This window comes from Cellulosimicrobium funkei, assembly GCF_001019615.1.
In the GTDB taxonomy this organism is placed as follows: Bacteria; Actinomycetota; Actinomycetes; order Actinomycetales; family Cellulomonadaceae; genus Cellulosimicrobium; species Cellulosimicrobium cellulans_E.
The window spans coordinates 543,123-561,027 of record NZ_JNBQ01000001.1 but is presented as its reverse complement, the minus strand read 5'-3'; the positions used below and the strand labels follow the sequence as shown (position 1 = coordinate 561,027).

20 protein-coding genes and 1 pseudogene are annotated in these 17,905 nt (G+C 75.2%); 11 read left to right on the top strand and 10 right to left on the bottom strand.

Annotation, left to right across the window (positions count from 1 at the left end; genetic code table 11):
• From FB00_RS02480 to FB00_RS02470, 3 genes and pseudogenes are all read right to left on the bottom strand, one after another.
• Nucleotides 1–592: pseudogene (locus FB00_RS02480) on the bottom strand (hypothetical protein); the annotation flags it as partial.
• Between the two features lie 84 nt (nucleotides 593–676).
• On the bottom strand, nucleotides 677–1,831 hold the full coding sequence (locus FB00_RS22955; RefSeq protein ID WP_052877378.1) for a hypothetical protein: 1,155 nt from the start codon (nucleotides 1,829–1,831) through the stop codon (nucleotides 677–679).
• 106 nt (nucleotides 1,832–1,937) lie between these two features.
• Nucleotides 1,938–3,092, bottom strand: a complete 1,155-nt coding sequence (locus FB00_RS02470) for a VIT1/CCC1 transporter family protein (protein ID WP_082140875.1) — start codon at nucleotides 3,090–3,092, stop codon at nucleotides 1,938–1,940.
• A gap of 136 nt (nucleotides 3,093–3,228) precedes the next feature.
• Between FB00_RS02470 and FB00_RS02465 the strand changes: the two genes are divergently transcribed.
• On the top strand, nucleotides 3,229–3,609 hold the full coding sequence (locus FB00_RS02465; RefSeq protein WP_047231162.1) for an FKBP-type peptidyl-prolyl cis-trans isomerase: 381 nt from the start codon (nucleotides 3,229–3,231) through the stop codon (nucleotides 3,607–3,609).
• Between the two features lie 86 nt (nucleotides 3,610–3,695).
• Here FB00_RS02465 and FB00_RS02460 read toward each other — a convergent pair whose 3' ends face one another.
• Entirely contained in the window at nucleotides 3,696–4,418 is a 723-nt protein-coding gene (locus tag FB00_RS02460; RefSeq protein ID WP_047231161.1) for a DedA family protein, read from the bottom strand.
• Between the two features lie 193 nt (nucleotides 4,419–4,611).
• Here FB00_RS02460 and FB00_RS02455 point away from each other — a divergent pair, with 193 nt between their 5' ends.
• Both FB00_RS02455 and FB00_RS02450 read left to right on the top strand, forming a co-directional pair.
• On the top strand, nucleotides 4,612–5,199 hold the full coding sequence (locus FB00_RS02455) for a ribonuclease H family protein (RefSeq protein ID WP_047231160.1): 588 nt from the start codon (nucleotides 4,612–4,614) through the stop codon (nucleotides 5,197–5,199).
• A 119-nt stretch (nucleotides 5,200–5,318) separates the two neighbouring features.
• Nucleotides 5,319–6,278 carry a DNA-3-methyladenine glycosylase family protein gene (locus FB00_RS02450; protein WP_231581665.1) on the top strand — a complete coding sequence of 320 codons (960 nt, stop codon included), beginning with the start codon at nucleotides 5,319–5,321 and terminating at the stop codon, nucleotides 6,276–6,278.
• A gap of 78 nt (nucleotides 6,279–6,356) precedes the next feature.
• On the opposite strand, the gene FB00_RS02445 is transcribed toward FB00_RS02450, so the two are convergent.
• The 3 genes from FB00_RS02445 to FB00_RS02435 form a co-directional block, all read right to left on the bottom strand.
• Nucleotides 6,357–6,536, bottom strand: coding sequence for a hypothetical protein (locus FB00_RS02445; RefSeq protein WP_047231159.1), 180 nt, complete (start codon nucleotides 6,534–6,536; stop codon nucleotides 6,357–6,359).
• A gap of 157 nt (nucleotides 6,537–6,693) precedes the next feature.
• On the bottom strand, nucleotides 6,694–7,392 hold the full coding sequence (locus tag FB00_RS02440; RefSeq protein ID WP_047231158.1) for a DsbA family oxidoreductase: 699 nt from the start codon (nucleotides 7,390–7,392) through the stop codon (nucleotides 6,694–6,696).
• 50 nt (nucleotides 7,393–7,442) lie between these two features.
• A complete protein-coding gene (locus FB00_RS02435) occupies nucleotides 7,443–8,069 on the bottom strand; it encodes a DinB family protein (RefSeq protein WP_047231157.1) in 627 nt (208 codons plus the stop codon).
• Between the two features lie 308 nt (nucleotides 8,070–8,377).
• Here FB00_RS02435 and FB00_RS02430 point away from each other — a divergent pair, with 308 nt between their 5' ends.
• Nucleotides 8,378–9,025: a histidine phosphatase family protein gene (locus FB00_RS02430; RefSeq protein ID WP_047231156.1), complete on the top strand. Its 648-nt coding sequence runs from the start codon at nucleotides 8,378–8,380 to the stop codon at nucleotides 9,023–9,025.
• A gap of 66 nt (nucleotides 9,026–9,091) precedes the next feature.
• Nucleotides 9,092–9,649, top strand: a complete 558-nt coding sequence (locus FB00_RS02425; RefSeq protein ID WP_047231321.1) for a PH domain-containing protein — start codon at nucleotides 9,092–9,094, stop codon at nucleotides 9,647–9,649.
• A 4-nt stretch (nucleotides 9,650–9,653) separates the two neighbouring features.
• On the opposite strand, the gene FB00_RS02420 is transcribed toward FB00_RS02425, so the two are convergent.
• Entirely contained in the window at nucleotides 9,654–10,409 is a 756-nt protein-coding gene (locus FB00_RS02420; protein WP_082140874.1) for an MOSC domain-containing protein, read from the bottom strand.
• Between the two features lie 89 nt (nucleotides 10,410–10,498).
• Here FB00_RS02420 and FB00_RS02415 point away from each other — a divergent pair, with 89 nt between their 5' ends.
• Nucleotides 10,499–11,119, top strand: coding sequence for a class I SAM-dependent methyltransferase (locus FB00_RS02415; protein WP_047231155.1), 621 nt, complete (start codon nucleotides 10,499–10,501; stop codon nucleotides 11,117–11,119).
• Nucleotides 11,120–11,141: 22 nt separating this feature from the next.
• On the opposite strand, the gene FB00_RS02410 is transcribed toward FB00_RS02415, so the two are convergent.
• A complete protein-coding gene (locus FB00_RS02410; RefSeq protein WP_047231154.1) occupies nucleotides 11,142–11,417 on the bottom strand; it encodes a hypothetical protein in 276 nt (91 codons plus the stop codon).
• A gap of 3 nt (nucleotides 11,418–11,420) precedes the next feature.
• The gene (locus tag FB00_RS02405; RefSeq protein WP_156186267.1) at nucleotides 11,421–12,485 is read right to left on the bottom strand and encodes a C2 family cysteine protease; all 1,065 of its coding nucleotides are present in this window, start codon (nucleotides 12,483–12,485) and stop codon (nucleotides 11,421–11,423) included.
• 151 nt (nucleotides 12,486–12,636) lie between these two features.
• On the opposite strand from FB00_RS02405, the gene FB00_RS02400 reads away from it, so the two are divergent.
• The 5 genes from FB00_RS02400 (at nucleotide 12,637) to FB00_RS02380 (ending at nucleotide 17,865) form a co-directional block, all read left to right on the top strand.
• Nucleotides 12,637–13,179: a hypothetical protein gene (locus FB00_RS02400; RefSeq protein ID WP_047231152.1), complete on the top strand. Its 543-nt coding sequence runs from the start codon at nucleotides 12,637–12,639 to the stop codon at nucleotides 13,177–13,179.
• A 3-nt stretch (nucleotides 13,180–13,182) separates the two neighbouring features.
• A complete protein-coding gene (locus FB00_RS02395) occupies nucleotides 13,183–13,470 on the top strand; it encodes a hypothetical protein (RefSeq protein WP_047231151.1) in 288 nt (95 codons plus the stop codon).
• A 102-nt stretch (nucleotides 13,471–13,572) separates the two neighbouring features.
• Nucleotides 13,573–15,069 carry an amino acid permease gene (locus FB00_RS02390; RefSeq protein ID WP_082140872.1) on the top strand — a complete coding sequence of 499 codons (1,497 nt, stop codon included), beginning with the start codon at nucleotides 13,573–13,575 and terminating at the stop codon, nucleotides 15,067–15,069.
• A 29-nt stretch (nucleotides 15,070–15,098) separates the two neighbouring features.
• Nucleotides 15,099–15,989, top strand: a complete 891-nt coding sequence (locus FB00_RS02385) for an aminoglycoside phosphotransferase family protein (protein ID WP_047231150.1) — start codon at nucleotides 15,099–15,101, stop codon at nucleotides 15,987–15,989.
• Nucleotides 15,990–16,068: 79 nt separating this feature from the next.
• On the top strand, nucleotides 16,069–17,865 hold the full coding sequence (locus FB00_RS02380; protein WP_047231149.1) for an AMP-binding protein: 1,797 nt from the start codon (nucleotides 16,069–16,071) through the stop codon (nucleotides 17,863–17,865).
• Nucleotides 17,866–17,905 lie beyond the last annotated feature (40 nt).

Here is a 17,905-nt window from a genome sequence, read left to right as displayed (position 1 = left end):
CACCGTCGTCGGTACCGTCGGCCGGGGCGGCCGGAGCCGCCGGGGCCGGCGTGACCGCCGCGTCGCCCAGGACGCCCACCGCGACGCCGGACACGTCGACGGGAACCGTCACGGGCACGTCGACGTCCACGTCCTCCGCGTGCGTCGGCGCGGGGGCGGGAGCCGGTGCGGGCGCCGGCTCCGGGTCCGCGGCCGGCGCCACCGCGGCGTCGCCCAGGACGCCGACGGCGACACCCGACACGTCGACGGGAACCGTCACCGGGACGTCCACGTCGATGTCCGCCGGACCCGCCGGGGCGGGCTCCGGAGCGGGCGCCGGCTCGGCGGCCGGCGCGGCGGTCGAGGTCACGGTCGCGTCGCCGAGGGCGCCCACCGCGACGTCGGACACGGTCACGGGGACGTGCACGGGCACGTCGACCGAGACGTCGGGCAGAACCTCGGTCACCTGGCTCAGCGGAGCCTCGACCGAGACGTCCAGCCCGAGGTCGCCGAGGAGGTCGCCCTCGGCTGCGTGGGCCGCTCCGGCCCCGACGACCACGAGGCCGCCTGTGACGAGCGCTGTGCGCAGCGCGCGCCGAACGAAGGTGTGCATGATCGGTCTCTTTCCTGCTCAAAGGTGGTGGCGCACGACGGCGCCGGGTCGCGTCTGCCGCGCGACGCGCGGCGACGGACCACCTCAGGCAGGAGAGACGGGGACCTCGAAGAACGTCGAGGGGTGCTTCGACCGCGCGTCGTCCACGACGGCGGTCCAGGACGAGAGGGAGGGGGCGTCGGCGCCGTGGCCGACCGCCGCGAGGTCGCCGCCCGACCCGGCGCGCTGCGCGCTGCCGGAGGGCGCGGGCGTGGTACCGAGGCCGCCGTCGGCGGGGATGCCGCCGGGTGACGCGGGACCGCCCGCAGGCGCGACCGTGCCCGGCGGAGCGTCGACCGCGGCGAGGAGGACGCCACCGTCGAGCCCTGGCTGCGGCGCGCCGGACCGGGCGCCGGGCGACGCGGTCGGGCCCGCGCGATCCACTCCGGTCGCCGGTGCGGACGGGGGCACGCCGGCCGACGCCGACGGAGCCGCCGGGCCGGGGTCAGGAGTGTTCGGCGCGGAGCTTCCCGGCTCCGCCGGATCGGACGGGCCCGCAACCTCCGGGCCCGGCCCGGGCGCCTCGGGCAGCACGGGCGCGAGCGGGTCCAGCGGCGTGAGCGGCCCGGTGACGGGACCGAGGACAGGGTCGGTGACCGGCGCCAGGACGTCGAGGACCGGGGTCAGCGCCTCCAGGACGGGCGCGACCGGGTCGAGCGCCGGCGCCACGGTCTCGAGGACCGGGTTCACCACCGGGGCGACCGCCTCGACCACCGGCGTCGCGGCCGGCACGACCGCGTCGAGGACCGGCGTGGTCACGGGCGCGACGGCGTCGGTCACGGGCTGCACGACGGGTGCCACCGGCGCCACGACCTGCTCGACCACCGGGGCGGCCGGTGTGACCACCTGCTCCACCACCGGGGCGACGGGTCGTACGACCTCCTCGACCACGGGCGCGGCCGGGGTCACGACCTTCTCGACGACCGGGGCGGCCGGCTGGACGACGGGGGCGACGACGTCGCGCACGACGGGCTTGACGACCTCCTGCACGACCGGGTCCACGACGGTCTGGACCGTCGAGGTCACGGGCGACAGGGCCTTGCCGAGCCCGAGCGGGTCGTCCGCGGCGGACGCCCCACCCGCCGTCGCGACGGCGAACGCGAGGCCGGCACCGAGACCGCCACCGGCCACGAGCGCGCGCACGAGCCAGCGACGGGCGGCTGGTGCGCGCCTGCCCTGCGCGTCGTGCGTCGCGTCCATCGTGTGCCCCGTGGGTCGTCGGTGCAGCGAACGGCGGGCCGACAGGCCCGTCCCGGGGTCACGGTAGGCATGCCCGTGTGACGCTCACCACCGGGAGCGTCCGTTTTCACCCGACGGTTGCCCCGAACACCAGGCCGAGGAGGTAGGTCGCGGCCGCCGCGCCGAAGCCGATGCCGATCTGCCGCAGCGCGCGCGTCAGCGGCGACGTCCCCGAGAGCAGGCCGACCGTCGCGCCGGTCGCGAGGAGCGCGATCCCCACGAGGAGCGCCGCGACACCCACGGCGACGAACCCCGTGAGGCCGAAGAGGTAGGGCAGCACGGGGATGAGCGCGCCGGACGCGAAGAACAGGAACGACGACACCGCCGCCCCCATGGCCGTGCCGTGCGTCTCGTGCTCGTCCGCGCTGGGCGGCGGGGCGATGACGGTCTGCTGCGTGTACGTCGCGAGGACGTCGGCGGCGTGGTCCTCGGCCTCGGCGGGTGCCATGCCGCGCGCCCGGTAGACGAGCGCGAGCTCGTTCGCGTCGACGTCGAGGTCCGGCAGCGCGGCGGACGCCTGCGGGCTGGGGGTCGAGGCGTCGAGCAGCTCGCGCTGCGACCGCACCGACACGTACTCCCCCGCGCCCATCGACAGCGCGCCCGCGAGCAGGCCGGCGAGCCCCGAGAGGAGGACGGTGCTGTTCGAGGCCCCCGACGCCCCGATGCCGAGGATCAGCGCGAGGTTGGACACGAGCCCGTCGTTCGCGCCGAACACCGCGGCGCGGAACGTCCCCGACATGCGGTTGCGCCCCCGCGTCGCGAGCCCCCGCACGACCTCCTCGTGGATCCGCTCGTCCGCGGCCATCGTGGGTGTCGCGTCGGCGTCGGTGTCGTACGTCGAGCGCGCCTCGGCGCGCTGCGCGAGGGCGAGGACGAACACGCCGCCGAACCGGCGCGCGAGCCAGCCGAGCGTCCGGGTGCGCCAGTCGCCGCGCAGCGGCTTGCCGACGTCGTCGCCGAGCAGGTCGAGCCAGTGCCGCTCGTGCCGCTTCTCCGCGTCCGCGAGCGCCAGGAGGATGTCGCGCTCCTCCCCGCTCCGTCGGCTCGCGAGGTCCCGGTAGACCGCGGCCTCCGCGCGCTCGTCGGCGAGGAACCGGCGCCACCGCCGGATCTCCTGCGGGGTCGGTCGGTGCCCGACGGCGGGGGCCGGGTCCGCGCCCGACGGCACCCCGCGCGGGGTGCCGGCGGGCAGGCCGGTGTGCGGCTCAGGCGTGGAGGACATGCCTCCATGATGGCGATCTTCGGCCGCGCCGTGTTGCGCGCGGCCGAACGCGGGTCCGGGGGTCCCCCCGACCGGTGTTCCGGGCGCCCCCAACCTCGGGCCCGCCCGTCGTCCGCCGTCGTGGTTGGATCGGAGCATGACCACTGGAGAGAACGAGCTGTCCCGCCCCGAGGTCGACGCGCCGGAGGGCCCCGCGCCCACGGAGCTCGTCGTCGAGGACATCACCGTCGGCGACGGCCCGGAGGCCACGCCGGGCGCGACCGTGAACGTGCACTACCTCGGCGTCGAGTACGAGACGGGTGAGGAGTTCGACGCCTCGTGGAACCGCGGGGAGTCGATCAACTTCCCGCTGCGCAGCCTCATCGCGGGCTGGCAGCAGGGCATCCCCGGCATGAAGGTGGGCGGGCGGCGCAAGCTCGTCGTGCCGCCGGAGCTCGCCTACGGCCCCGCGGGCGGCGGCCACCGCCTGTCCGGCAAGACGCTGATCTTCGTGATCGACCTGCTCGGCGTGTCCTGACCGACCCGCTGACGCACAAGAGGGCCCCGGTCGTCGACCGGGGCCCTCCTGCTTCGCCCTGCGGACGACCGGCGTGCGACCAGGCCCTACCGCGCCGGGCCGGGGCAGGCGACCAGCGCGGGGTCCGTCTCCGGGGTGCCGTCACCGGGCACCGGGCTCGTGACGGGCCCCGGCACCACGGCGTCCCGCTCCCGGCGGGCCGCCCGGAGGCGGACCACGGTGTCGACGAGGACGCCCAGGAGGATCCCGCCGACGACCCCCACCACGACGGCGAGGAGCGGGCTGTCGCCGACCCAGGCGGCGGCGAGCGTGCCGATGAGGACCGAGTACGTGGCCCAGGCGACCGAGGCGACGGCGGAGAGCGCCATGAAGCGGCGGCGCGAGAAGCCCACGGCCCCCGCCGTCACGTTGACCGCCGTCCGCCCGACGGGGACGAAGCGCGCGCCCAGGACGACGGACGCCCCGCGTCGGTCGAGCGACCGCGTCGCCCACGCGACGGCACGCTGACCCCGCGGGCCGCGCAGCGCCGGCAGCGCGCGCGTGCCCAGCGCCCGCCCGAGCGCGTAGGCGAGCTGGTCGCCGCACCAGGCGCCGAGCGCCGCGACGAGCAGCACGAGCCCCCAGGCGACGCCCCCGCCGGACTGGGCGCCCACCGCGAGCATCACGATGACCGTCTCGCCCGGGATCGGCGGGAAGAACCCGTCGCCCGCGGTCGTCGCGAAGAGCGTCGGCAGCGCCCACACGGAGTCGACGAGCGCGAGCAGCCACGCCTCGACCTGTCCCCACAGCTCCACGACCCACGCGACCATGCGTCCCAGCCTTGACCGCACGCACGCCCGGCACCATGGGGTATCCCCCCGGTTCTCCCCTGAGGCGACCCCGACCAGCCGCCCGCGGACGCGTGGTCCCACGACCCTCCGGTCCGGGGGACAATGTGGCTCGACGCATTCGCCTCCCCGCGCCGCAGCCGGCGGGCGGGGACGTCCGTGATCGAGGAGCGCTGTGATCACTGTCAGCACCGACGGCTCGTGCCTGAGCAACCCGGGCGGCGCCATCGGGTGGGCGTGGATCAACCACGACGGCACGTTCGACTCCGGCGGCGCCGTGAGCGGGACCAACCAGGTCGCCGAGCTGACCGCGCTGCTCCAGGCGGTCCGCGCGCACCCGGGCGCGGAGCCGCTGCTCATCGAGTCCGACTCCCAGTACGCCATCAAGTGCGCGTCGGAGTGGGTCGTCGCCTGGAAGCGCAAGGGGTGGCGCACCGCGGGCGGGCAGCCGGTGAAGAACCTCGAGCTCGTGCAGGCGATCGACCGGGTCATCACCGAGCGCGCGGGGCCGGTGCGGTTCCGCTGGGTGCGCGGCCACGTCGGCGACCCGTTCAACGAGCGCGCCGACCAGCTCGCGGGACTCGCCGCCCAGGACTGGGCCGCCGGTCGCGGCGACCTCGACGGCACGCTCGTCCCTGAGCTCGGCGACCCCACGCGCCCCGCGGGCCGGGTGCCCGCCGCCACACCCGTCGCCACGCACGCCCCGGCGCCGAGGCAGCCGGCGCCCGAGCCCGCGTGGGACATGGACACCCTGTTCGACTGACCCCTCACCCGCCGAACACGACCTTGGTGTCGCTATCGAGCGGATAACGACATCAACGTCGTGCTCGACGGCGCGCAACGACGTGCTCGGCCGTCGGCGGCGGGTGGGACGATGGTCCGGTGACCGTCCTGCCGAGCCCGCGCGCCGTGGTCGGTGGAGCGCTCGTCCGGCGTGTCCGGTCGGACCGACCCCTGGACCTGCACCTCACGCTCGGGCGGCTCTCCCGCGGGCCCTACGACCCGACGTTCCGCCGCACGCCGTCCGGGGACGTCTGGCGCACGACGCGGATGCCCGCCGGCCCCGCGACCTGCCGCCTCGCCCAGACCGGGCCGCGCGACGTCGTCGGGCACGCCTGGGGACCGGGCGCCCAGGAGGCGCTCGACGCCCTCCCCCACCTGCTGGGCGAGCACGACGACGACACCGGCTTCGTCCCGCCCGCGCCCCTGCGCGACGCGCACCGGCGCAGCACCGGGCTGCGCATCCCCCGCACCGGTCGCGTGCTGGAGGCGCTCGTCCCCGCGATCCTCGAGCAGCGCGTCCAGACGGTCGCCGCGTGGCGGTCGTGGGGCTGGCTCCTGCGCCGGTACGGCGAGCGCGCACCCGGTCCCGCGGGCGACGCCGGGATGCTCGTCGTGCCCGACGCCGCCACGTGGGCGCGCGTCCCGTCGTGGGACTGGCACCGGGCGAACGTCGACCCGGGTCGTGCGCGGACCGTGGTCGCGGCCGCGCGCGTCGCCCGCCGACTCGAGGAGTGCGGCGCGCTGCTCGACGCGCAGGGCTCCGCCGCCGCGCACGCCCGGCTCCAGGCGGTCCCCGGCGTGGGCGTGTGGACCGCGGCCGAGGTCGCGCAGCGCGCGCTGGGCGACGCCGACGCCGTGTCCGTGGGCGACTACCACCTCGCCAAGGCGGTCGGCTGGGCGCTCGTCGGCGAGCGCGTCGACGACGAGCGCATGCTCGAGCTCCTCGCGCCGTACTCCCCGCACCGCTATCGCGTCGTCCGGCTCCTGGAGCTCTCCGGCAGGGCGCACGCGCCTCGGCGCGGGCCGCGCCTCTCGATCCAGGACCACCGGTCGAACTGACGGCCACGCGCCTCCCTGAAGACACGAAAGAGCCGCCGGAACCTGGCGTTCCGGCGACTCTTTCCTGCGCTCACGGGTCTACTCGGGGAGCGCGCACACCCCGTCGACGCAGACCGCGGCGTCGTCCGCGCCCACGAGCTTGAGCGACGGCGCGGTCTCGCGGTGCGGGGCGGCCGCGTCCGCGGCGCTCACGCTCATGAGCGTGGTGCGGCGCGGGTTCGCGATGGAGTGGTAGAGGTTCGTCGTGGTGTCGGTCATCTGAGGCCTCCTCGTGGGAATCACGGGCGCCGGTGCACGTGTGGAGCCGGCGTCGGTGCGGGCTGCATCCCAGTCTCGGTGATACCGAGTCGCAGGTCCACCGCACCGGGGTGTGAGATACGTCGCTCTCCGAACCTGGTCTCGCAGAGCGGACAGGTCAGGCGGCGTCGCGCTCCGCGACGGCCTGCTGGAGCACCTGGACGAAGACCGCCGGGTCCTGGGCGCCCGAGACGCCGTACCGGCCGTCGACCACGAAGAACGGCACCCCGTTGATCCCGTAGGCACGCGCCTGGTCGATGTCCGCCTGCACGTCGTCGGCGTAGCGGCCGTCCTCGAGGGCCGCGACGGCCTCGGCGCGGTCGAGCCCGACCTCGGCCGCGAGGTCCGCGAGCTCCTGGACGCGCCCCACGTGCCGCCCCTCCTCGAAGTACGCCTTGAGGAGGCGCTCCTTCATCTCGACCTGCTTGCCGTGCGCCTTCGCGTGGTGCAGCAGCTCGTGGGCGGTGAGGGTCTTGGTGTGCTGGAGCGCGTCGAAGTCGTAGCTCAGACCCTCGGCGGCGGCGAGCTGGGTCATCTGCCCGAGCATCTGCTCGACCTGCGCGCGCGGCATGCCCTTGTGCCCCGCGAGGAAGTCCACCTCGGTGCCGTCGAAGTCGACCGGGGTGTCCGGCGCCAGCTCGAACGAGTGGTACTCGATGTCGACCTGCGGGCCGTCGCCGGCCTCGGCGAGCCGACCGAGCGCCGTCTCGAGGCGCCGCTTGCCGACGTAGCACCAGGGGCACGCGACGTCGGACCAGATGTCGATCTTCACGGTGGGGGCCGTCGCGTCCGTCGCGGCGGGGCTGTTCGTCGTCATGTGACCGTTCAACCATCTGGATGACCGCACGATTCCCCCCGGGCCGAGCGTCAGGGCGTGACGTTCGCCGCACGGTAGAGGTCCTGCAGCACCATGATCTCCGCGCCGTGGTGGATCAGCTCACGGTTCATGTGCGCGACGAGGTGGACGAACGGCGACTGCGCGTCGATCTCCGTCGCCTGGCTGAGCCCGACCGTGAACGCCCCCTCGTCCGGCAGCGCGTCAACCCCCGCCCGCCACCGGTCCACCTCGTGCCGCAGCCCCGCGACGGCGGCACCGACCTCGCCCGAGAATGCCACCGCGTCGCGACGGCGCTCGTGGGGTCCGAACGTCCACTCCCACCGCTCGAAGAAGGCCTCGGTGAGGTGCGCGACCAGCCACCCGATCGTCCGCGGCTGCGACGAGTCCGGGCCGTCCGGCCACTCCATCACCCAGTCGCCGACGCCGAGCGTGCGCGGCGTGCGCTCGGTGCGGCGCCGCACGACGCGCAACGAGTCCGGGCCGGGCTCCCACTCGAGCTCCGCCTGGGTGAGGGTCGCGAGCCGTTCCGCGACCTCGAGCCACGAGAACCCGAGCTGGCCGCGCACGACCGCGAGCGCCGTCGGTACCGTGAGGATCGACCAGTCGAACTCCGGGCTCCCGTACGCGATCTCCCCGTCCGCCGTCTCGTGCACCATCTCGTCCCCCCTCCCCGGCGGCGTCGTCGCCGCCCCTCCGTGTCCGTACCGACGCTAACGGGGACCACCCACCCCGGCGCGCGAGAATGGGGTCGACCGTCCCACCCCCGACCTCCGGAGTCCCCGTGCGCGTCCGCCCCCGCACCGTCCTGCTCGTCGCGACCGGGATCGCCGTCGTCCTGCTCGGCGCCCTCGTCGTGTTCCTTGCGATCAACGGCGTCGACGGCGTCCCCGGCTGACACCCCCGACGCGCGCCCCGGGCGTCCCCGGGTGATCCTGCTGGAGGACCCCCGCAGGAAGGCCGACCCGTGACCGCGACCGACACCGTCCCCGACCCGCAGCTCGTCCTCGTGCGCCACGGCGAGACCGAGTGGAGCGCGAGCGGCCGCCACACCGGCCGGTCGGACATCCCCCTCACGGTCGCGGGCGAGCAGCAGGCCGTCGCGGCCGGCGTGTGGCTCCAGCGGTGGGCCGACCGCCGGGGTCGACGCCCCGCCGTCGTGCTCTCGAGCCCGCGCCAGCGCGCGCGACGCACCGCCGACCTCGCCGGGTTCCCGGACTCGGAGACCGACGACGACCTCGCCGAGTGGGACTACGGTCCCGTCGACGGACGGACCGCGGTCGACGTCGGCGAGCAGCTGGGCCACGAGTGGCTGATCTTCCGGGACGGCGTCAACGTCCTCGCGGCGGCGAACGGCCACCGGGGCGAGGAGCTCACGGACGTGGCCGACCGGGCCGGGCGCGTGCTCCGGCGCGTCGAGCCGACCTTGCAGGGTGGCGAGGACGTCGTCCTGTTCGCGCACGGGCACCTGCTCCGTGTCCTCGCGACCGTGTGGCTCGGCGTCGACCCCGGCCTGGGAGCGCGGTTCGAGCTCGGCACCGCCGCGATCTGCCTGCTGGGGTACGGGCACGGGCTGCGCACGATCGAGGGCTGGAACCTCTCGGCACAGGACTGACCCCCGGGACGGCCGACGGCGGGACGGCTCTCCCCCCGCGGACCGCGAGGTGGCACCATGCTGCCCATGGGTCTGAGCGAGAAGCACCTCACCGAGGGCGAGCACGTCGTCATGGAGCTCAAGGAGCACGCGAAGGCGCTGTTCTGGCCGTTCGTGCTGCTGGTCGCCCTCGTCGCGGTCGTCGTCGTGGCGGTCGTGCTCGTCCCGAACGACGTCGTCCGCTGGGTCGTCGCGGGCCTCGCCCTCGTCGCGGCGATCGTCTGGGTGCTGGTGCCGTGGCTGCGCTGGCGGACCACGGAGTACACCGTGACGAACAAGCGCATCGCGATGCGCTCGGGCATCATCACGCGCACCGGACGCGACATCCCGCTGTACCGCATCAACGACGTGAACTACGAGAAGGGCCCGATCGACCGGATCTTCGGGTGCGGGACGCTCGTCATCTCCGACGCGACCGACAAGCCGGGGCTGAACCTGCACGACGTCCCCGACGTCGAGAACGTCCAGGTCCGCCTGCACGACCTCCTCTTCACCGCCGACGACGGCTCCGACGACGGCGAGTGGCCGCCGAACGAGCCGCCCCGCGGCCCGCGCGCCCCGCGCATCCCGCGCGCGGAGCGCTGACGCGTCAGTCCTCGATGCCCCGCCCGACCGCGATCTCGGCGCGGGCCAGCATCTCGTCCGTCAGCGCGACGTCGCCCTCGAGGTGCGCGACGATGAGGCGGCGCGCGACGTCCACCGCGCGCTCGGGGTCCGCGCCGCGCGCGTTCCACGCCCCGAACCAGTCGGCGAGGGTCACGCCGTGCTCGGGCCGGTAGCACACCGTCACCGCGTCCCCCGCGCGCAGCTCGCCGTTGCGCACGACCCGCAGGTACGCGCCCGTCCGGTTCGCGGCGGTGAAGCGCTTGACCCACTTGTCCTCGCCGAGCCGGCGCGCGAACGTCGAGCACGGCGTCCTGGGCTGGGTGACCTCGAGCAGCGCGGTACCGACGGACCAGCGCTCCCCCACGACGGCCTCGCTCACGGGGATGCCTCGCACGCGCAGGTTCTCCCCGAACAGGCCGGGCGGGACCTCGCGCTCGAGCTGCCCGACCCACCAGTCGGCGTCGTCCTGCCCGTACGCGTACACGGCCTGCTCCTCGCCGCCGTGGTTCGCCCGGTCGGCCTGGAGGTCGGCGTAGAGACCGAGGCGTCGCACCTTCACCGGCCCGTCCACGGGCCGCTTGTCGATCGCGGTGACGCCGACGGGCCCCGCGTCGGGCAGGAGCGCGTGCACGCGGCACACGGCGAGGACCTCGCCCGTCGGGGCGCTGGAGGCGAGGTCGGTCACGGGCGCGGTGCCGGGTGCGGCGGGCGGTGCGGCGGGCGGTGCGGCGGGAGACATCCTCCGATTCTCGCAGCGCGCCGAGGCGGAGGACACCGGGGACCAAGGTCACGGGACCGGTCTCACCCCGCGCGGGTAGCGTCGTCGGCATGAGCGCCACCCGTCCCTCGCGCTGGGAGCAGAAGACCGCCGCCGACCCGTCGCACTCCACCTGGTACGTCGAGCGGTTCCGGGCGATGGCGGCCCGTGGCGCCGACCTCGCGGGCGAGGCGCGGCTGGTCGACGCCATGCTGCCCCGTGGCTCACGGGTGCTCGACGCCGGGTGCGGGCCGGGACGCGTCGGCGCGAAGCTGTTCGCGCACGGCCACACCGTCGTCGGGGTCGACGTCGACCCGGTGCTGATCGAGGCCGCGCGCGCCGACCACCCGGGGCCCGACTGGCGCGTGGGCGACCTGGCCGAGCTCGACCTGCCGTCCGAGGATGTCACGGAGCCGTTCGACGCGGTCGTTTGCGCGGGCAACGTCATGACGTTCCTGGCGCCCGGGACCGAGGTCGAGGTCCTGCGCCGCTTCCGCGCGCACCTCGCGCCGGGCGGACGGGCCGTCGTCGGCTTCGGGACCGGGCGTGGCTACTCGCCCGAGCGGTTCCTCGCCGACGCCGAGGAGGCCGGGCTGCACCTCGACCTCGCCCTCGCGACGTGGGACCTGCGCCCGTGGACCCCGGACGCCGACTTCCTCGTCGCGGTGCTCTCCGCCGACGCGGCAGGCTGAGCGCCGGCGCCGACCGCGCGGCTCAGGCGGGCGTGAACGTGAACGTGACCGCGCCGCTCGACGTCCCTGGCTCCCCCTCCACGTCGTCGACGTGGAGCATGCCCGCGCCGTGCAGGTCGATCGTGTCCCCGAGGTCCGCCCGCAGGACGTCCTCGCCGCGCGGCGAGCGGACCGCGAGCTGCGCGAGCGCGCGCCCTGCGCCGACGCCGACGCGCATCACGCCCACCCGCACGTCGGCGAACTCCGCCTGCGCCCCCTGCGGGACCCGCGCCCGGCGCACCTCGTCGTTGCCTGCCATGCGTCAGCCTCCCGTGTAGACCGAGTCGAAGTTCTCCTTGTACTCCTGCTCGGTGAGCCAGAGGTCGCCGACCTTCTGCTCACCGTCCAGCATCCCGCCGCCGGGTCCCCACGGGTTGACGACGTGGATCTTCAGCTCGCCGTCCACCTCCTTGACCTCGGTGACGACGTACGCGTGGTTGGGGACGATGCGGCTGTCGTCGACCTCGTCCTCCCAGAACCAGAAGGCGTCGTCGTCCTCCGTGCCCACGGCGACGGGCCCGTCCTTCAACCGGTCCTGGATGTCGGAGAGGCTGAGCTCGCCCGACCGCTCGGCCGGACGGCCCGTGATGGCCTCGAAGGCGTCGTCGGAGTGGCCGCCGTCGATGTCCTGGTAGTCGCCGCCGAAGTACTCGGCCGCCGCCTTCTCGTAGATCGAGACCCAGTTCGGCTCGCCGTTCTGGCCGCCGACGCCGTTCTCCGGCACCGTCGGCTCCACGACGATCTCGACCGGCTCGCCGTCCTTGTACATCGTCACGGTGTACGTGCCGTCGTCGTTGAGCCGGATGTGCTCGCGCAGGAAGTTCGGGTCGGTCGTCGTGACCGCGCCCAGGCCGGCGAGGAACCAGCAGTCCCCGACCTGCCCCTGGTTGATGTCGTCGATCGAGAAGTCCTCGTTCTCGAGGTCGATCGGCGGGACGTCCTCGTAGTCGCCGAGGTCGTCGGTGAGGTCCGGGTCGCCGGGCCGGTCGCCGTCCTCGCCCGGCGTGCTGCGGTCGCCGCCGCCCCCGCCGGACCCGCCGCCATTGGATCCGGCGGCGCCGTCCGTGCTCGCGCTCTCCTGCTGGTCGGCCTGGCGCACGACGGCGGTCGCCGCGTCCCCGAGGACCGCTCCGACCGCGGCGACGGCCGGGCCGTGCGACGTGGACCACTCACCGCGCAGCGCGTCGCCGTCCGGCCCCTCCCAGGGGCTGGACGTCACCAGCGCGTCGAGCTCGCCGCGCAGCGACGTCAGCCTGTCGGCGGCCTCGGACAACCGCTGTCCGAGCTGTCGCAGCTGTGCGACGTCCGCCCCGTACATCCCGCTCATGTCTCCCCCTCGCCCGCAGGTCGCCGAGACCGTACCGCCGCGCGCCCACGCCGGTCCATGGGTCGTGCTCCCCATCCACGCGGCGGGCCGCGCGTCCGACGGCGCTGGTAGCGTCCCCCGCGGACGCGCACGCGACGACCGAGGGGGACCCATGACGGAGCAGGCCACGACACGGCGCGAGAGCGCGCCCGCGCGGGCCGCGGGGGTGGTGCTCGTGCTGGCTGCCCTCGCCACCGTGGCCGCGTGCGGCGCCGACGAGCCGGCGGAGCCGCCCGCGCCGGACGCCGTCACGGCGTACGAGCAGACCCGCCAGGACGTCCTCGCTGCCGTCCACGACGTCTACGGCGCGGACGGCTGGACCGACGACGACGGGGGCGCCACGGCGACGGCGCAGGACGACGGTCGCTGCGTCGTCTTCCTCCCCGACGCCCGGGCCACGCCGGGGGGCGAGGACGCGTACGGCCTGCTCGCCGACGTCCCCGACGCGATCGCCCCGGTGCTCGACGAGCACGGGTTCGGCGAGCCGTCCGACGTGGTCGAGGCCGAGCACGGCGGGTCCGCCTCGGTCGAGGCCACGGACCCGGCGGGGTGGTCGGTGCGCGTGACCGCCGACGGCGACCTGGTCCGCCTCGACGTGTCCGGCCCGGTCGACCTCGACCCGTGCGACGAGGCCGGCCTGCCGGAGCTCGGCTGAGCCGTGCCGTCGTACCGCGTGACCCTCGCCGTGGGCCTGCTGCGCCCGGGCGCCGACCCCGAGGCCGTGCTCCCCGCCGCCGCGGCGGCGGCGCGCGCCCTGACGACGGTCGAGGCGTACGACGTCGGCGTCGTGCGCGGCGAGGCCCGCGTCACCGTCCGCTTCCTCGCCGACACGGACGCGGCCGCGCACGCGGTCGCCGACGCGGTGGAGGCCGGGGTGCGCGCCCACGCCGCGACGTCGGGCGGCCGCCTGACCCGCCGCTGGGGAGCGCGCTGGCACCCGGCCTGACGGTCGCCGGCCGGGGACGGGCGACCGGACCGCCACCGCGCGACGTCGGCGCGGGACCGGTTCAATGGACGGACCTGTCACCGACGCCGGGGAGGCGAACCCGTGGCCACGAGGACCGGCCTGTTCCGTCGCAAGTCCGTCGAGGACTCGCTCGCGGCGATCGACGACCCGGAACGCTCGCTCAAGCGCAGCCTGACCTCCTGGGACCTCGCGGTCCTCGGGGTCGCGGTCGCGGTCGGCGCGGGCATCTTCTCCGTCGGCGCGACGGCCGCCGCGAACTACGCGGGGCCCAGCGTCATCGTCTCGTTCGTCATCGCGTCGATCGTGTGCGCCCTGGCCGTCATGTGCTACGCCGAGTTCGCGTCCGCGATCCCCGTCGCCGGGTCGGCGTACACGTTCTCCTACGCGACGATGGGCGAGCTCGTCGCCTGGATCATCGGGTGGGACCTCATCCTGGAGATGCTGCTCGCGTCGGCGGTCATCGCGAAGTTCTGGGGCGTCTACCTCGGTGACGCGTTGGGGCTGTTCGGCATCGACCTGCCGCTGACGATCCCGATCGGTCCGGTCGACCTCGAGTGGGGCCCGGTGTTCATCGTCGCGGTGTTCACCGCGCTGCTCGCGATCGGCACCAAGCTCAGCACGCGCGTCAACAGCGTGTTCACGGTCATCAAGGTCGGCATCACGCTGTTCGTCATCGTGGTCGGGTTCTTCTTCGTCGACGCCTCGAACTACTCGCCGTTCGTGCCGCCCGCCCAGCCCGCGCCGGAGCAGTCGGCGCTCGAGCAGCCGCTGGTCGGCTTCCTCACGGGGCTCGAGCCCACGACGTACGGGGTCATGGGCCTGCTCGCGGGCGCCGCGCTCGTGTTCTTCGCGTTCATCGGGTTCGACGTCGTCGCGACCACGGCCGAGGAGGCCAAGGACCCGCAGCGCACGCTCCCGCGCGGCATCCTCGGCGGCCTCGCGATCGTCACCGTCCTGTACATCCTCGTGACGCTCGTCGTGACGGGCATGGTGTCGTACACCGAGCTCGCGGAGTCCGACGCGCCGTCGCTCACGACGGCGTTCATCCTCGTGGGCGCGGACTGGGCCGGCCGCGTGATCTCCGTCGGCATCCTCATCGGGCTGACGACGGTGATCATGGTGCTGCTGCTCGGCCTCACGCGCGTCGTGTTCGCGATGAGCCGCGACGGGCTCCTCCCCCGCGGCATCTCGCGGACCTCGCACCGGTACCACACGCCGGTCCGCCTCCAGGTGGGGGTGGGCATCGTCGTGGCGCTCATCGCCGGGCTCTCCCAGGTGGAGCTGCTCGAGGAGATGATCAACATCGGGACGCTCTCCGCGTTCGTCCTCGTGAGCTTCGGCATCCCGATCCTGCGCCGCTCGCGGCCCGACCTGCAGCGCTCGTTCAAGGTGCCGTGGTCGCCCGTGCTGCCGATCGTGTCCGGCGTCGCGTGCCTCTGGCTCATGGCAAACCTCACGACGCTCACGTGGCTCCGGTTCCTCGGCTGGGTCGTCGTGGGTCTCGTCATCTACGCGATCTACGGCTACCGGCACTCCGTCGCCGGCCGGGACCCGCTGAAGGGCGACGTCGCCGCGTAGGTGCCGACGCGTCGGTACCGTGGGCGCGCATGAGCGCCACGGAGACCGGGACCACCGCCGACCTCGTCCGCGAGGCTCTGGAGGAGCAGCACCCCGACCTCGCCGGGCTGCCGCTCCGCGAGGTCGCGGGCGGCTGGGGGAACCAGATGTGGCGGCTCGGGGACGACCTGGCCGTCCGGGTGCAGCGCATGGACCCGACACCGGAGCCCCAGCTCAAGGAGCGGCGGTGGCTGCCCGTGCTCGCGCCGCGCCTGCCGCTCCCCGTGCCCACGCCCGTGCGGTGCGGCGAGCCGTCCGCGCGCCTCCCGCGGCACTGGACGGTCATGACCTGGGTCCCCGGCGAGCCGCTGGACCACGGCACGATCACGCGGGGCGCGCACGCCGCCGACGCGCTGGCGGGCTTCCTCCGGGCGCTGCACGTGGGGGCGCCCGCCGACGCGCCGACGTCCACGGACCGGGGCGCCCACCCCCGCGACGCGACGGACGGCTTCGAGGGGTTCCTGCGCGCCGTCGCCCCCGACGACGCCGCCGCCGTCCGGTCCGTCTGGGCCGACGCCGTCGCGGCCCCGGCGTGGGAGGGGCCGCCCGTGTGGGTGCACGGGGACCTCCACCCCGCGAACGTCGTCGTCGCGGACGGGACGCTCGCGGGCGTCGTCGACTTCGGCGACCTGTTCGCCGGCGACCCGGCGTGGGACCTCGCCGCCGCCTGGGTGCTGCTGCCCGCCGGCACCGCCGCGCGGTTCTTCGACGCCTACGCGCGCGCCGACGACGCGACGGTCCGCCGCGCGCGCGGGCTGGCGGCGCTCAAGGCCCTCTTCCTCCTGCTCATGGGGCAGAACGGGGACCGGGGCCTTCCTGGCGGCAAGGCCCGCTGGGGGCCCGCGGGCCGGGCGGCGCTCGACCGCGTCCTGGCGGGATGACGCCTCGCCGCGCGCCGTCCGCTCCTGCTCGGCACCGAGGCCGCACAGAACCTACGCAACCGTAGGTTACGGTGGCGTAGTGAACACTCTGGCGACGAGGCCGTGGACCGACCGCTACGCTCCCGGCGTCCCGACGGACGTCGAGATCCCCGACGAGCCGGTCACGGCCGCCCTCTACCGCGCGGCCGAGCGCTGGCCGGACCGTGTCGCGGTCGACTTCTTCGGCGAGACCACGACCTACGCGCGGCTCGTCGCGCAGGTCGAGCGCGCCGCGAGCGCCCTGCACGACCTCGGCGTGCGCCACGGCGACCGCGTCGCGCTCGTGCTGCCCAACAGCACGTCGCACGTCGTCGCGTTCTACGCCGTCCAGCGCCTGGGCGCCGTCGTGGTCGAGCACAACCCCACGTACACCGCCGACGAGCTCGCCCACCAGCTCTCCGACTCCGGCGCGAGCGTCGCCGTCGTGTGGACCAAGACCGTCCCCGCCGTGCTCGAGGCCCGCGCGCACGCGCCCGGGCTGCGCACCGTCGTCGGGCTCGACATCGCGCGCGACCTGCCCCGCGCGAGCCGCCTCGCGCTCCGCCTGCCCGTCGCCCGCGCGCGGGCCCAGCGCGACGCGCTGCGCGGGCCCGTGCCCGCGGGCGTCCCCGACTGGCACGACCTCGTCCGGCGCGCGCGGGCGCTCCCGCCGGCGCTCCCCCACCCGGGCGCCGACGACGTCGCGCTCCTCCAGTACACCGGCGGCACCACGGGCACCCCCAAGGGCGCGGTGCTGACGCACCGCAACCTCGTCGCGAACGTCGTGCAGGGTCAGGCGTGGGCGACGTTCGAGGAGGGTGCCGAGACCGTCTACGGCGTGCTGCCCTTCTTCCACGCGTTCGGGCTGACGTTCTGCCTCACCCTGCCCGCGCGCATCGGCGCGACGCTCGTCGCGTTCCCCAAGTTCGACCCGCAGGCGTTCGTCGCCGCGCAGGCGCGCCGCCCCGCGACGTTCCTGCCCGGCGTCGCGCCCATGTTCGACCGCATCGTCACGGCGGCCGCCGACACGACCGGGGCGGGCTCCGACCTCACCTCGATCCGCCTCGCGTTCGCGGGCGCGATGCCCATCACCGCCGAGACCGCGCGGCGCTGGGAGGACGCGACGGGCGGGCTCCTCATCGAGGGCTACGGCATGACCGAGACGTCCCCGATCTCGCTCGGCAACCCGTGCTCCGACGACCGCCGCCCCGGCACGCTCGGCCTCCCCTTCCCCAGCACCGAGATCCGCGTGGTCGACGCCGACGCGCTCGACGCCGGCGACCTGCGCGACGCCGACCCCGAGCCCACGGACGACCCCGCCGCGCCCCGCACCGTGCGCGGCGAGCTCCTCGTGCGCGGCCCGCAGGTGTTCCGCGGCTACTGGAACCGCCCCGAGGAGACCGCGCACCAGCTCCTCGACGACGGCTGGCTGCGTACCGGCGACGTCGTCCGGGTCGCGCTCGACGGCCCCGACGCCGGCCTCGTCACGCTCGTCGACCGCATCAAGGAGATGATCGTCACCGGCGGCTTCAAGGTGTACCCCTCCCAGGTGGAGGACCACCTGCGCGGGATGCCGGGCGTCCGCGACGTCGCCGTCGTGGGCGTGCCGGGCAGCGGCTCGGACGAGCACGTCGCCGCCGTCGTCGTGCTCGACGACGCGGACGACGCCGCCTCGCCCCCGCGCGTCGACCTCGCCGCCGTGCGCGAGTGGGGCGAGAAGCGCCTCGCCCGCTACGCCCTGCCCCGCACGCTCGCCGTCGTGCCGGAGCTCCCACGCTCCCAGATCGGCAAGGTCCTGCGCCGCGTCGTCCGCGAGGACCTCCTGGACCGCGACGACGTCGAGCACCACCGCGCCTGACACCCGGCGACGACCCGGCGACTGCCGAGGTAGAACCGGG

Coding starts and splice junctions, on each gene's coding strand:
- FB00_RS02400 (WP_047231152.1), top strand. CDS start 12,637: ATGACGGAGCAGGCCACGACACGGCGCGAGAGCGCGCCCGCGCGGGCC.
- FB00_RS02435 (WP_047231157.1), bottom strand. CDS start 8,069: ATGGTGCACGAGACGGCGGACGGGGAGATCGCGTACGGGAGCCCGGAG.
- FB00_RS02440 (WP_047231158.1), bottom strand. CDS start 7,392: ATGACGACGAACAGCCCCGCCGCGACGGACGCGACGGCCCCCACCGTG.
- FB00_RS02465 (WP_047231162.1), top strand. CDS start 3,229: ATGACCACTGGAGAGAACGAGCTGTCCCGCCCCGAGGTCGACGCGCCG.
- FB00_RS02445 (WP_047231159.1), bottom strand. CDS start 6,536: ATGACCGACACCACGACGAACCTCTACCACTCCATCGCGAACCCGCGC.
- FB00_RS02420 (WP_082140874.1), bottom strand. CDS start 10,409: ATGTCTCCCGCCGCACCGCCCGCCGCACCGCCCGCCGCACCCGGCACC.
- FB00_RS02460 (WP_047231161.1), bottom strand. CDS start 4,418: ATGGTCGCGTGGGTCGTGGAGCTGTGGGGACAGGTCGAGGCGTGGCTG.
- FB00_RS02415 (WP_047231155.1), top strand. CDS start 10,499: ATGAGCGCCACCCGTCCCTCGCGCTGGGAGCAGAAGACCGCCGCCGAC.
- FB00_RS02410 (WP_047231154.1), bottom strand. CDS start 11,417: ATGGCAGGCAACGACGAGGTGCGCCGGGCGCGGGTCCCGCAGGGGGCG.
- FB00_RS02385 (WP_047231150.1), top strand. CDS start 15,099: ATGAGCGCCACGGAGACCGGGACCACCGCCGACCTCGTCCGCGAGGCT.
- FB00_RS02470 (WP_082140875.1), bottom strand. CDS start 3,092: ATGTCCTCCACGCCTGAGCCGCACACCGGCCTGCCCGCCGGCACCCCG.
- FB00_RS02425 (WP_047231321.1), top strand. CDS start 9,092: ATGGGTCTGAGCGAGAAGCACCTCACCGAGGGCGAGCACGTCGTCATG.
- FB00_RS02405 (WP_156186267.1), bottom strand. CDS start 12,485: ATGAGCGGGATGTACGGGGCGGACGTCGCACAGCTGCGACAGCTCGGA.
- FB00_RS22955 (WP_052877378.1), bottom strand. CDS start 1,831: ATGGACGCGACGCACGACGCGCAGGGCAGGCGCGCACCAGCCGCCCGT.